The 13205-nt window shown below is 58.2% G+C and carries 7 protein-coding genes and 4 pseudogenes; 5 read left to right on the top strand and 6 right to left on the bottom strand.

Translation table 11 applies throughout. The features are described from left to right. Positions 1–310: 310 nt before the first annotated feature. Positions 311–749 (bottom strand): annotated as a pseudogene (locus XH92_RS35905) (IS66 family transposase); the annotation flags it as partial. A gap of 911 nt (positions 750–1660) precedes the next feature. Between XH92_RS35905 and XH92_RS44050 the strand changes: the two are divergent. Beyond that, a complete protein-coding gene (locus XH92_RS44050; RefSeq protein ID WP_371818104.1) occupies positions 1661–2050 on the top strand; it encodes a transposase in 390 nt (129 codons plus the stop codon). A gap of 950 nt (positions 2051–3000) precedes the next feature. Here XH92_RS44050 and XH92_RS35915 read toward each other — a convergent pair. Further along, a pseudogene (locus tag XH92_RS35915) lies at positions 3001–3412 on the bottom strand (transposase); the annotation flags it as partial. Positions 3413–3843: 431 nt separating this feature from the next. Between XH92_RS35915 and XH92_RS35920 the strand changes: the two are divergent. Continuing rightward, complete coding sequence (locus XH92_RS35920; RefSeq protein ID WP_194456332.1) at positions 3844–4533, top strand: hypothetical protein; 690 nt, start codon at positions 3844–3846, stop codon at positions 4531–4533. Between the two features lie 2245 nt (positions 4534–6778). Here the strand turns inward: XH92_RS35920 and XH92_RS35925 are convergent. The 4 genes and pseudogenes from XH92_RS35925 to XH92_RS35940 all read right to left on the bottom strand — a co-directional run. After that, a pseudogene (locus XH92_RS35925) lies at positions 6779–7213 on the bottom strand (acyl-CoA dehydrogenase family protein); the annotation flags it as partial. 327 nt (positions 7214–7540) lie between these two features. Continuing rightward, on the bottom strand, positions 7541–8377 hold the full coding sequence (locus tag XH92_RS35930) for an enoyl-CoA hydratase/isomerase family protein (RefSeq protein ID WP_194456333.1): 837 nt from the start codon (positions 8375–8377) through the stop codon (positions 7541–7543). 394 nt (positions 8378–8771) lie between these two features. After that, complete coding sequence (gene tesB, locus XH92_RS35935; protein ID WP_194461586.1) at positions 8772–9659, bottom strand: acyl-CoA thioesterase II; 888 nt, start codon at positions 9657–9659, stop codon at positions 8772–8774. Between the two features lie 862 nt (positions 9660–10521). Next, a pseudogene (locus tag XH92_RS35940) lies at positions 10522–10788 on the bottom strand (ATP-binding protein); the annotation flags it as partial. 154 nt (positions 10789–10942) lie between these two features. On the opposite strand from XH92_RS35940, the gene XH92_RS35945 reads away from it, so the two are divergent. Genes XH92_RS35945 through XH92_RS42865 form a run of 3 tightly spaced genes read left to right on the top strand, consistent with a single transcriptional unit; the run spans position 10943 to position 13132 of the window. Next, complete coding sequence (locus tag XH92_RS35945; RefSeq protein ID WP_210345508.1) at positions 10943–11857, top strand: site-specific integrase; 915 nt, start codon at positions 10943–10945, stop codon at positions 11855–11857. Beyond that, the gene (locus XH92_RS44055; RefSeq protein ID WP_371818105.1) at positions 11775–12569 is read left to right on the top strand and encodes a tyrosine-type recombinase/integrase; all 795 of its coding nucleotides are present in this window, start codon (positions 11775–11777) and stop codon (positions 12567–12569) included. The genes XH92_RS35945 and XH92_RS44055 overlap by 83 nt, the downstream gene beginning before the upstream one ends. Beyond that, on the top strand, positions 12509–13132 hold the full coding sequence (locus XH92_RS42865; RefSeq protein WP_210345509.1) for a tyrosine-type recombinase/integrase: 624 nt from the start codon (positions 12509–12511) through the stop codon (positions 13130–13132). The genes XH92_RS44055 and XH92_RS42865 overlap by 61 nt, the downstream gene beginning before the upstream one ends. Positions 13133–13205 lie beyond the last annotated feature (73 nt).

A 13205-nucleotide genomic window follows, 5' to 3' on the forward strand; every position in this document is an offset into this window, starting at 1 on the left:
CCCATGCCTGCACCGCCTTGGCCGCTGAACCGACCAGGCGCATGCGCTTCCAGCCGGGAGAAAGATCGACCGCGGACAATTGGGAGCCGCGGCGAGCCGTTCATACATGGGGGGAAGATGTGGGGTCGAGCATCGATGGCCGGTGTGGCACAGGCCTGCGCCGCACATAGTGGCCCCGATGAGTGCCCCGCTGATCACGCTCTTTCCGACTACCGCCGAGCTCTCGGGCAAAGGCCATCAAGTCGCATTGCACTGGCGCGATAGTCATCGCCGGCTTTGAGTCCCGCTGATCAACGCGCTTGCGGAGCCTCACTTTGAGCGTCTCGGTAATGTCTTCTCCGAGCTTGGACAACTTCGCTCCGGCGCAGCAGGCGCACGCCGCAGGTCCCGGCATGAGACGTGCTCGCGAGGCAGACGGTCCGGGAACGGTTGCGCGACCGCCTCTTGTGCGTGAGCCTACCTTCGTCGCCTTGGCCACGGCCATTTCGGCAGCGACTTCGTCCTTGGTTGCTGAGGCCTCGAGATACTCCAGCATCAGTTCGAGCTAATTTAGCAGCTTTGCGGTACGCTCCGAGCGAGGACTATAACTATCACGGTTCAGCTTTTCGATTTGCAGCTTTAGGTGAGCGATCAGCGTATGGTTGTCAGGACTGTTGGGCGCGAAAGCTGGCTAGTTTGGCGCGCGTCGCCAGCAACGCCGCTTGCAGCGCCTTAAGATCTTCCGGCAGCTTCTCGGGATCTCCACCCATTCAATGGTGGACTCGCAAAGCCTCGATTTTGGCGGCACGCTTTTTGCAATCACACGGGGATATTGCGCAACAATCCTGCGCTCTGCCATCGCCAACTGCGTTGGAGGTTGCGCCAGTCAGTCGCCTCGAAAATACTCCGTCTGAGTTGCCAGACATACTACACCGTCCAACGTCGCCGGCCGAATGACTTGGACTTTTCTTGTGCGGGATCGCATCCTGCGCGTTGCCGGGTGATAGAACCGGCAAGGAAGGAGATTGCTATGCAAGGGGTTTGTACCTTCGTTGGTCTCGGCGTACACAAGGAGACAATTTCTGTCGCGATGTGGATGCTGGACAGCGGGTGAGGTTCGGCATGCACGATCAAGAACGATCCGGCGGCAATTGGCGAACTCGCTCGGGTCTGGCGCGTCGACATGGAGTCTTCGTCTACGAGGCCGGATCATGCGGCTACAACGTTCAGCGTCAACTCTCGGTGTAGGGAATGATCTGCAGAGTGTGCGCTCCTTCGCTCACGCCCCGCAAGCCGGGCGTGCGGATTAAGAACGACAGGCACTGACGCCATTGCTTTGGCTCGTCTGCACCGGGCCGGTGCGTTCACCTATGTCTGGGTATCAGACGCGCTTCATGAAGCACTACGCGACCTGCTACCGCGCGACGCGCGGCCGGTCAGGATGCGCGCCGAGACCGCATCCGCATCCAGTCGTTCAGTGCTCTGTTGCGACTTGCGAAGGTAAGGCCTGGAGTCGGTAGTCGCCGACACCGGATGTGGCTCTGAAACAGAACGTTCGCTCATCCGACGCAACAGATTGCGTTCCAGAACTACCTCAACGAGCTCGAGCATAATGAGGCCGCAAGCAGGAATTGAGCATCAAATCTGAGAAGTGATCATCGGCTGCGCCTGGGCCAAGCAGATGCAGCCTCTGCAAGCATTGAAGGGCGTCAGTCCAATTGTCGCCGCTACCGTGCTCGCCGAGATCGGAGACCTCTCCCGCTTCGCGCATCCGCGGCAGCTCGCTGCCTACTTTGGCCTCGCTCCCGGCCAGCACAGCTGCGGCGGCACGGTAAGGTCGCGCGGCATTACCAAGGCCGGCAGCTCGATGGCCGGGCGGTGCCGTGTGAAATCGCCCGGAGCTATCGCACCACACCGAGGGTCGGCAGCGGATGAAAGAGCGCTGCCCGCCAGTTTCACAAGATATCGGTGCTCTGGCCTGGAAGGCTCAGCTACGCCTTCACAACAGCTATCGGAAGCTGACCACGCGCGGAAAACGCTCGGTCGCCGCGACCGCTGCAGTTGCGCGTGAGCTGCTCGGCTTCATTTGGTCGATCGGCCAACGAGCCCGCTAGGCGCGTGATCGACCATGTATCCTACGATCCGCATCAGAGAGGACGCCGAGCGCGGTAGAGGGAATCCTCGAGTTTATCTTAGACAGGCGTGTTGCCAACCTCCGTGGCCAGAGCGAGGCAGCCCTCCGAAGCACCAATCATGGGATAATCGATCCCCGCATAGGAGCCTGAGCGACCGTCGAGCACACTCGGCGTCCTCACCCATGCGGATCGTATGCATCAAATATCCCCGTCCCCAAAGAGACAGTCGGGAAGCTGTGTTCAAAACGGTTGAAAAAGGCCATAGGAGATGAAGCGGCCACGATCCAATCGCTTGGCTTAGATCGACAGCCCGACCCGTCGTACCACCGCGCTTTGATCAGGGTGCCAGCACGACCAGGGAACACAAAGGCGTCGTCGGCAAAAGGATCTCGCCCCAGCCCCCTCCTGCACCAGCCACGCCAGAGCCTGCACGCCTTTGCGCACGTCAGTGTGACCGGCTGCGATCCAGATCCTCGCTCCTGCCGCGAGCGGGATCATCGCCGCTCCAGCAGATCCATTATGCAGACAACGCGGTCATATCAACGACCGCGTCCACGATCATGCGACAGGTCCTTGCCTACGACAATCTCCATGCGTCCGCTCGCTGCCCCCGCTAAAACTACTGGCGCACCGGCGGTTGGTCCAGCATCATGAGCGGCGCGAGATGCGTCGATGAGACCGCGCGCGGTGTCTGCAAACTCTGCAGAACGATCTTGAGCTTCTCATTATCGGTCCAGCGACGGCGACGGGCAGTATTGACAACCTTAAGCCGTACATTTTGAGCTGCGAACTTATGGGCTATTACACAGCACTCACGTTAACCCGGCAAGGCGGCCCTCACCGGAGGGAGACAAAGAAAATATAAGCGGCAAGCTGAAGAGGCCGTTCAGGCGACGTGGTTCCATGGCATAAGCCGCGTCGATTTAGCTGCTCGGCTAGCCGTTGGCGATACGCTGAAGCGTTAGGGCGAGGCGGACGGGTAGATCGACGTTGGTCATTTTCGCCGTCTGCAGCAGCTTTGCGATTGTGATCGGCCGCCGTCGCCGCCCCGAAGAGGCTGTTCTTTCTCGTGATTGTTTGTGCGCTCGTGGCGAGTTCGACGATGTTGAAGTCGAGCTCGATGCGGCCATCGGTGAGGATTCGTTCGAAGATTGCACGGCGCCAGACGGCATGGCGGATCACTTCAGCGAGTCTTGATTTGCCGAGATCCGCCGTACGGTCTGCTGCCAAAGATCGAAGAGATCTTCTACCACCGCCGAAGAGGTCCGCTGGCGCGCGGCAACGCGAGCGGGACTTTCCAGGGCGTCTTGATGGGTGCGCATACGATGAAGATCACCTGATTGACGCAAGCGCGCGAGCACGGCGAGGTCCATCACGGTCTTGCGTGAAGGTCCGGCAGCCTACTGACCAGCGGACTCGTCTCCTTGGCGCAGGAGCTTCCATTCGCAGGGCAAGCGCCAAGGTGACAGGGAAGTGAATCCACTGCTAATCCACGTAATGAGCAGGAAAACGCCATGGCTAGAGGTCCCCTCACAACCTCGAGCTGGCTGGATAAATTCTAATCAGAAGTTCCGGTTGCGCTGGCGGCACTCCCGTATTCCGGTCCTCAACAATCCAATGTCTCACCAGAATAGGTAGTATCCCGATTTATTGTTGGAGATGTACTATTAGCGAACAACACGCTGTGGAAGAGAAGAACACGGCTTGTCACACGGCCAGCAGGGGCAGCATGGTTAGCTTAGTGAATCCGTTGCAAGTTTCACGGTTCCTTCAAGTGTATGACGTCGCCGCCGCGCAAAAGGGTATCAAGCTTTCGATTGGATTCGATTTCCATGAATATGTGGCGATCACACGGACGCTTGCAACAAAGAAGCCGACTTATCCAATTTTTCGGCCCGACCGCTCGCCAATTAGACTTGGCGAGGGTTACTGGCTAATCGGCGTCGATAAGAATAACGAGATTGCACTTGTAGAGGCTGCTCGACTGTATCACCTTTCGGACAGCAACCTCGCACATCATCTCGAATCTCTGAAGATATTTTACGCTGACCCGATCAAACATGCGCATCCTCAGGACCGCTGCATTTGTACGGCACCAAGCGCGCGCAGCATCACTGGGAAAGTCGTCTATCACGGAGATGTTTGGGTGCGCAATGACTTTAGAGGACAGGGGATACCCAAGATCATGACGGGAATAGTACGCGGCGTATCTTTTGCAATGTGGGCCCCTGATTTTGTTTTTGGACTTGCGCCGCGGTGGTCAAGGGACAAGAACGTCTATCTCACAGCGCACTATGAACCTGGCGGATCGGCGTTGCGCCTAGTGGAGGAGGATATCGTCGATGAGGATTGGCTTATGTGGATAACCAGCGAGGAGCTGAGGCACCATGTTGATTATCCCAATGGATTGACCGCCTGAGTGTCGGCGGCATGACTGGCATGACAATCGGGCGAGTCATGCTCGGAGCCGTAATTGAATTCTACAGGAATGCCTCGCCACCTGCTACTTCAACTGGGCACGCGAGGTGTGTCTGCACAGAAGCGCACCTGCGCCAACTAGGTGCGCGGCTCAGTCGTCAAATGACTACTAGATCGTTGAGACTCCCCTGAATCATGAAAATAGGCTGAGCCGGTGGTCACAGGCTCAAAAACAGGGATTGGTGCGTGTCGGGGAGAGATCAAATGAAAGCTTCGCGCGCGGTTTTCCTGATGGTACATCACGAGTCATCATCAAGCAGGTTCCGGAGACTTGCTGCCGTCGTTCTGGATCCGTCGCCAAGCCGCCGTGGTCCAACTCGGCCTTAAACCTGGGTTTATTGCTGCGGTTCAGGAAACGGCTCGTAGCAACGGCATTCTAAGTGGTTTCTGATGAAGTCCTGAACGTGAGATAGAGTTTCCAAGGGTCTTCTACACGCTACGTGTCTTATCCAGACCTTACCGCGATAGGCAAGACTATCGGTGACAGTTTGCCAATCGGAGCCGTCGCGAGGACGTGATGAAAGTGTTTGATACCTTAGTGGGCCGACCACCGATACCGCAGGGCGGGACGTTTTCTGCCAGCCTCTGCCCATGACAGCGAGGTCTTGTCGCAATGCGACACATTCATCACGCGGCACTTGCACATCTCGAGATACTCGGAAACTTTGTCCCGGATGGATTGGTCGGGCAAATCTCGACACGGGGCGCGCTCTCTGTGCGTGACCGGAGCCGCCTCACTCTTTCGCATCCAGCTGATGGCGCAAATCCCTAATGACTCCCGTGAGGCCTCCCCTCGCCAGCCGGCTCAATGCTAATGAAGTAGCTCACGCGCTTCTTTGCAGGGAAGGGCATTATCATGCCGTATGGCATTGTCGGTTCGACGTCCACGTCCGATGACACGCGTCAACACCAGGTTGTTCGTTGAGGGTTTTCTAGACTACCATTAAGGTATGCCTCCGCTGACGGCACCTCCTTGTTTGACGGAGTCGAGCGCTGCAGGTCCTAGGGGTAATCCTAGGACAAAGCGCTATGACGATTTTGCCGGCAGTAGCGTCGGTGGTTGCAGGACGAGAAACGCCGGCTGATTGCAGCATCGCTTAAGCCCGGCCTTCATGTGAGCCAGCTGTTCAGGTGGGATGTTGCCGAGGCGCCATAGACGTCGGCGCCGGCGCGTCGAAGAGCCTGGGCATCATCGAGATCGATCTTGGTACGATGCGTCGTAAATTTCCAAGCCGTCGCCAAAATCAGGGGCGCGTACCATCATTGCGATCAATCCGTGGGACGCTTGGATTGCTGCGCGGATGGCGACCGGCGTTTAGGGGACGCGATCTGAATACAGGATATTGTGGAGAATTGTAGGAACCAGTCGTTGTGATGCCAAGGGAGAAAGTCAAGCGGCAAACACCACGAGACGCGAGTACTGAAGCACAACACTGGGGCGGATCGGCTCGTAGTAATGATGAAGGTGCTGAAATGGAACTGGGCGAAGGGACCGAAACGGGCGGTTGCTCCATATGCAACTGTGACGCGCAGGAGGACATGTGAGTGTAACCGAACGTAAGCAGTACGATATCGACAAGCAGACGGGTGATGAAGGGCTACAACTGGTCAGAACCAATGCGGCTCGGCCGGCCTGGATTTGGTGTCGCGCGAAGCTTTTGAGAGGACTGAAGGGCAACCTTTACAAGGCCTGGAATCGAATGTCTTTTGGCAGCTACTTTCCACCGGCAGTTCGGGCTGTGTTGCCCAAGAAGAACGGCGGACAACGTATTCTAGGCTGCCGACAGTAGCAGATCGCGTGGCGCAGACGGTCATCAAGCTGCAGATTGAACAAGCACTCGAAGAAATCTTCCTTCCCGATTCCGGCGGCTACCGGCCCGGCGGACTCCGCGTTGGGCGCCATTGGCGTCACTCGGCAACGGTGCGGAAAGATGGACTGGGTGCTGGAGTTCGACATCAACGGCCGGTTCGACCATATCAGTCACTAGTTGCTTATGAAGGCCCTCAGAAAGCATTTGCAAGACGAATGCGCCCTGCTCCACATCGAACGCAGGCTAATTGCGCCGATGCAAGGCAAAGACGAAGCGATCACCGCGCGACCGGGCACGCCCGAGGGGCGTGATCGGTCCGTCCTTGCCAGAACACGCCAAGCGAATGGCAGATCACTGTGCCCCAAGTTCAAGTTGTCACCAACGGGGCCACAGCAGCCCGCCGCTCTCACTAACACGCCGCAGGTGGTATTCGGAATCGCCAAACGTGTTTTCGATCATGGTCAGACGCTTGAAATAGTGACCTATCCTAGCCTCCATGGTCATGCCAATGCCGCCATGCAGCTGGATGGACTGCTGACCGATGAACTTGCCTGATTTGCCGATTTGGTACTTCGCAGCTGCCACCGCGCTGGCGCGCTCTCGCGCGTCGTCGATATCGACGGCTATGGTTGCAAACATCGACATCGAACGCGCCTGCTCCAGAGCGACGAACATGTCAGCGGCGCGGTGCTGCAGGGTCTGGAAACTGCCGATTGGGACGTCGAACTGCTTTCGCGTTTTCAAATATTCGACCGTGTTCTTCAGCGATTCATCCATCGCGCCGACCGCTTCCGCGCAGAGCGCAACGCGTCGGCGGCAAGCGCGGCTATGGCCTGCCCGTCGCCACCTCCGACCATCTCGGCCGCATTGCCGACTGGGCTGAGATGACCGCGGAAGGCCCATCGTGTGATCTGCGTCCCGTCGATATCTGCTGAAAAGATGGGCCTCGAACGTGTGGAACAAACGGAAGGTCGTAATCGATGCACCTTCGCTTGCAGTACATCGCGGAGACTTCCTTCTGGCGGGGACCCAACCAAAGCTGAGGAGTCTACGAGCGGAGTTGCTTCAAGAATAGTCACGGCGATCTCAGCGACGGTTGGGCTGCTTAGACTGTCTGGATTTGCAGCAGGAGGACGCTCAGGACGTCTCGGATTCGAACGGCGCAAAGATTGATTGACGCCACTCGAGCGCTGCCGCAAGGCCTTCAGATCGAATGAGCTCACCGAAGCGCTTAAATTCGGAGTGCGAATTTTCCATGATCAAATTGGCTTCAGCCCCATACTGCAGAGCAGAGTCGAATCCAGCTGCGAGAAGTGCGTGGTTGAGCGCCTTCTTGTTCCAAACCAATGTTGGCATGGCAACGCGTGATATACGTTTCGCGATGCGGACAACTTCCTCCTCGAACCGATCTTTAGGGAAGACGCGGTTCACTAGCCCGAGTCGATACGCCTCTTGAGAATTGAACATGTCTCCCGTGTAAATCAGTTCGCGACAACGCTGACCGATTACCCATGGCATCGCCAGAGTGTTCACGCCGGCGGCAAACCGCGTCTCAGTGACAGCGAACCGCGAATCGTCAGAGCAGTAGCGAAGATCACACATTGTTGCGAACTCCAAGGCCCCCGCCAAGCAGTAGCCTTCGATCATCGCGATAACTGGTTTAGGGCATTTGAACGGAGAATAGTTGAACTGAAAGTCTTTACTATTCCGCCTATCAAAATGTTCGATAGTTCGTGGCTCCCCGAACGGTACCTCGTTATCTGGGTCGTCAAGGTCATAGCCGGCTGAAAACGCGCGTCCCCCGGCGCCGGTAACCACAATAACACGAACTTCCGGATCGTGCTCAGCTTGCGTGAGTGCATCCTGGAATTCATCGCAGAGCTTAAGAGAGAGAGCATTCATTTTGTTCGGTCGATTTAACGTGATCCGCGCAACGCGGTCGTCTGCCTCATAAAGAATAGTGCTGTACGCCATTAGACGCGGCTCCTAGACCTTGATTGCCGATACTACGCCGATCACTTCATTCATTCTGAAAACCGTGGCGACGAAATCGGAAGCTTAAAGTCGAAAACCTAGACGTAATCCGGAAGCTGCGCTGCCATTCCACCGCCTCTCGAACAGACTCCTACAACGATTTCGCTGCGGTCCTGCAAAATCCGTCCTTATCCGTGACCGATTGTCTTCAGACGCGGGGACGATGCTGGTCGGGCCGCCTCACAGCACCATCTCGATCCATCTCGAAATGTAATGGTTGCGAGATGTATGGTTGAATGATGATGAGCTCTGAGCCTGCTGCGAAGAGCTTTTTCGCGCGTGCGCTGGATGACTGGGGCGGTCACCGGAAGCGGGCCTGTCAAAGCGGCCGCAATCACGAGGCGCGTTCCTGCGCGCGTAAACGACCTCGCTCACGCACCGAGCCCTCCTGGGCGACGGACGCCACCAGCGTGCCGTCTGGCTTGAAGATCAGGCCACGCGTGAGACCACGTCCGCCCTGCGCGCTCGGTGAATCCTTGGCATAGAGCAGCCATTCGTCGGCGCGGAACGGGCGGTGAAACCACATTGCGTGGTCGAGGCTAGCCGACATCACGCGCTCATCGAACAGCGTGCGGCCATAGCGCGCCATCACCGCATCCAGCAGCGAGAGATCGGAGGCATAGGCCAGCGCGCACATATGCAGGGCGGGATCGTCGGGCAATTTCGCGGCGGCTTTCATCCAAATATGAATGCGACCGTCGTCAATCTTCTCACCGACATAACGGCCGAGCTCGACTGGGCGGAGCTCGATCGGCCGATCGGATTCGTAGTAGCGGCGGATGAAGTCCGGGAGTTCGCGAAACATCGGCTGTCTGGAGAATTCCTCCGCCGTAAGTCTTTCCGGCCGGGGCACGTCGGGCATTTTGTCCCCATGGTCCAAGGCGCCGACCTCCTCGGCGTGGAACGACACCATGATCGAGAAGATCGCATTGCCGTGCTGGATTGCGGTGACGTGGCGGGTCGAGTAGCTCTTGCCGTCGCGCAGGCGTTCGACCTGATAGATGATCGGCACCTGCGGATCGCCGCCCTTGAGAAAATAGCAGTGCAGCGAATGGGGCAGCCGGCCTACTACCGTGCGGCAGGCCGCCACCATCGCTTGCCCAATTACCTGGCCGCCGAACACCCGTTGCGAGCTGGTGTTCGGATTGTTGCCGCGAAACAGGTTTACCTCCATCGGTTCGAGGTCGAAAATGGCGAGCAGGTTGATCAGGCTTTTCGACATCTGACGCGCCTTCAGTTTCTTTGTCGTCATTCCAGGGAATGGCACAGCCATCAATCGGAACGCCCCCCCCAAGCAATCGGCGTGCCAAAAAACAGGGTGCAAGTGTTGCTTGAAGATATCTAAATCCATGTGCTTTACCGCGGGTCGGCGGGATACTTGAAGCCTCGTGTCGGGATCCGAACATGAGACGTCTTCAACCAGACACGACCTCAACACGAAGGCAGTACGCGTGAAACGACGATGGTCGCCTCGTGCCGAACATTTGGCGGCGGGGGTGCTCCTTCCGAATTAGAACAAGACACGCTCGCTCGAAAAGTTGATGTTATGCGCACAGCCCCCCTTCGATCGCAACTGCGTGACGGCCTCCGCCTTCGTGAGCAAGTTTCGCCCGATCGTGAAGAGGCGCGTGGTCGTTCCGGACGCGCACCGTTTTTGGGCGTCGGCCTTTCGCCCATTGTCTGTTGGGTCGCCCACCCGGCTATGATGCGAAGCGAGCCTCGGAAGCCATGCCCACACTCAGCGCCATAGAGCTCCGCACGATTTAGGCAGGCCACCGCACCGATCCTTGAGCCATAGCAGATGCTGATCTACGGAACTTTGCCGAGTCCGGAAAACGTTCGTGCGTTCGCCAAGGATTACCTTGGCCGCACAATTTCTACTGCGGTCAATCTGACACACGATCAGCTTCATCGTATGCCATCCTTCGAAAGGCTCAGAATGGCGGCATTGATCTCCTCGCTCATTGCCGATGACCTTGCTGGTCACAATATTGAGGGCCGGGAACGCCCAGCTGGTCACTTCAAATTCCTCCGGGTGTGGTCAGTCAAATTCCTCCACCAGCGAGGCAGGACAGAAGGGATTGTTATTTTGAGTTTGTTTCACGGGCAAGAGTTTCAGCGGGCTCTTTGAGCCGATAGCTGCGTCCGTCGAACTCAAGCAGATGGCAGTGGTGCATCAGGCGATCGAGGATCGTCGTGCTCATGGTGCTGTCCCCCAGATATGCCCCAAATCCTGGTACGACGCGATTGGAGGTGACGATGACGCTGCGGTGCAGTTTGTAGCGCTGATGGATCAGGGTCTGCAGCAATGCGCCGGCGTCGTCGGCGATGGCGCGGAACAGATCGTCGAGTCACGTTGAGCTCAACGTGACTCGATTTATGTGGAGCGCACAGTGATGTGGAGCCGTATCGATCTCCCCGCTATTAACAGCCGTTTCGACCGTTCCTACTCAACATAGCTGACGACGGTAGCGTGGTTCTCCCAACCATCCAACGGGGGCAACCATGCTCGAACACTTATTTCGGAAGGTTCACGCGTGCTACACGGGATCGCCCAATGGCGCTTTGTTGGAAGATTTCGCCGCTTGGCTCATCTCGGCTGGATACGCCCGACCCACAGCCTGCCGCCACGTACGAGGGCTAAAGGAAGCCCTCGATCGGATGGGCGCGGCGCGGCTTGATTGCGAGACCGGCGTTTCAGAGAGGTTTTTCTCGCAAGCATTTTCTTCTACGTCATTGCAAGGCACTCGATGCGCCGTTGTACGCTTTCTCACCGTGAGAAGACTGCTCGTCAGGGAACCGGCGCCAGACCCGTTCTCATCGCTTCTTGATCGCTACAGACGGCATCTATCGGAGGTGCGTGGCCTTTCCAGCGCGACGCTGGAACAGCACATCGCAACCGCGAAAAGCTTGCTCGCGCACGCTTTGCCAGCTGACGCCCCGCTGCAGGCGTTATCAGCCGCCGCAGTCGAGCGGTTCGTAATCACCGAAGCCCGGCGGATCAAACGACAGACACTACAGCACGTTGCCGCTCGCATTCGTGCTTTTCTTCGGCTTTGCTTCGACCAGGGCGAGGTCCAAGAGCGGCTCGACGTAATTGACGTGCCGCGCGCCTACCGAGGTGAACTGCCGCCTCGAGCGCTGGCATGGCCGCTCGTCCAGCGGCTGCTGCGTTCTATCGATCGATCAAGCCGGCTTGGCTGGCGAGACTATGCGATCCTCCATTTGATGGCGCACTACGGCCTGCGTCCCTCAGAGATCATCACGTTGACGCTTGGCTCCATCGATTGGGAGAAACAAGACGCTCCACGTCAAGCAGTGCAAAACCAGATCGGATCTGGTCCTTCCCCTAGCCGACCAAACGCTGCGGATTCTCAGACACTATCTGCGCCGCGGCCGGCCTGGCGGGAAGCACCCTGAACTGTTCCTCCGCGCCAGCACCCCGGTCGGTCCTCTCACGCACTACGCCATCGGCGATCTCTACCAGAAGCGCGCGGGTCAGAGCGGGCTGCCGCTCCAAGGTACGTCCTCCTACTGCCTGCGCCATTCATTTGCGATGCGTCTGCTCGATCGCGGGATCGGCGTAAAGGTGATCGGTGATCTGCTGGGTCACCATACCCTGGAGAGCACCTGCGTCTATCTCCGGCTGGAGACCGGAGCCTTTGCGAGAGGTCGCGCTTGCTCTGCCGACGGCGACCATTGGCCTCGAGGAGGACGCCAGATGAGCGCGACATTACAATGCAGCGCGTTCGACCAGTTGGCCGACCGATATTTGCGGAGGCAACGTTCACTCGGCCGCGCCTACGTCAATGAGGAGCGCATAATCGACGGTCTGCGTCGGTTTCTTGAGAAGACCAGCCGTTCCGACCTCGATCAAGCACTCTTCGATGCATGGTGCGCGGCGCAAGGTCATCTCTCTGCAAACAGGCGACGTAATCGCCAGCGCATCGTGCGCGACTTTTGCCTCTCGACGGCGTACCGAGCCAACCTGCTTCGTTCCGGATCAACCGTCTCCCACATCGCAGGCCGGATGCACCGCCGGTCATCTTTGGGGCGGCCGAGGTCGCCAGGATGTTGGCCGCGGCCGATCGTTTGGCCCCGACGTCGACCTCGCCGCTTCGGCCAGCCGTGATGCGACTTGCCGTGGTCCTGCTCTACACGGCAGGGCTCCGTCGGGGCGAACTCCTGCACCTCACATTGGCCGACGTCGATCCCCGCCACGGCATTTTGCAGATTCGGGCATCGAAGTTCCACAAGTCGCGGATCGTCCCGTTGTCGCCAGACGCCGCTCGGGAGCTGAGGTCGTACCTCAGGAAGCGGCTTCGGCCACCGCTGAGCCGTTCAGCGGGTTCACCCTTGCTGTGCAACAGCAAGGGGCGGGTGCGCGGCTACACGGGTACCGGTCTGCGCCAAGGAATCCAAGCGCTATTCCGAGCAGCCAACATTTGCGGCACCGACGGACGAACCCCGCGGGTGCACGATTTTCGTCACAGCTTCGCGGTCGGGTCGCTGTTGCGATGGTATCAGCAAGGTGCGGATGTCCAATCCAATCTGCCAAAGCTTGCGATGTACATGGGGCACTTCTCAATTGTTTCGACTGCCTATTACCTGCGCTGGATTCCGCAACTCGCTGCTGCAGCCAGCGATCGGCTCGAGACGCACTTCGGCCATCTCATCGCCGGAGGTGCCGCATGAGATCCCAAAGACCTAACGAACTCGGCAAGGGCACGGTTCTTCCGCGAGTATCTGCCGACGCTCCGGGGTACCA

Origin of the sequence: Bradyrhizobium sp. CCBAU 53421, assembly GCF_015291625.1 — a bacterium.
In the GTDB taxonomy this organism is placed as follows: Bacteria; Pseudomonadota; Alphaproteobacteria; order Rhizobiales; family Xanthobacteraceae; genus Bradyrhizobium.

Excerpts from the sequence above, each read along its gene's own strand:
- XH92_RS44050 (WP_371818104.1), top strand. The coding sequence starts at position 1,661 with ATGCAGCCTCTGCAAGCATTGAAGGGCGTCAGTCCAATTGTCGCCGCT.
- XH92_RS35920 (WP_194456332.1), top strand. The coding sequence starts at position 3,844 with ATGGTTAGCTTAGTGAATCCGTTGCAAGTTTCACGGTTCCTTCAAGTG.
- XH92_RS35930 (WP_194456333.1), bottom strand. The coding sequence starts at position 8,377 with ATGGCGTACAGCACTATTCTTTATGAGGCAGACGACCGCGTTGCGCGG.
- tesB (WP_194461586.1), bottom strand. The coding sequence starts at position 9,659 with ATGTCGAAAAGCCTGATCAACCTGCTCGCCATTTTCGACCTCGAACCG.
- XH92_RS35945 (WP_210345508.1), top strand. The coding sequence starts at position 10,943 with ATGCTCGAACACTTATTTCGGAAGGTTCACGCGTGCTACACGGGATCG.
- XH92_RS42865 (WP_210345509.1), top strand. The coding sequence starts at position 12,509 with ATGTTGGCCGCGGCCGATCGTTTGGCCCCGACGTCGACCTCGCCGCTT.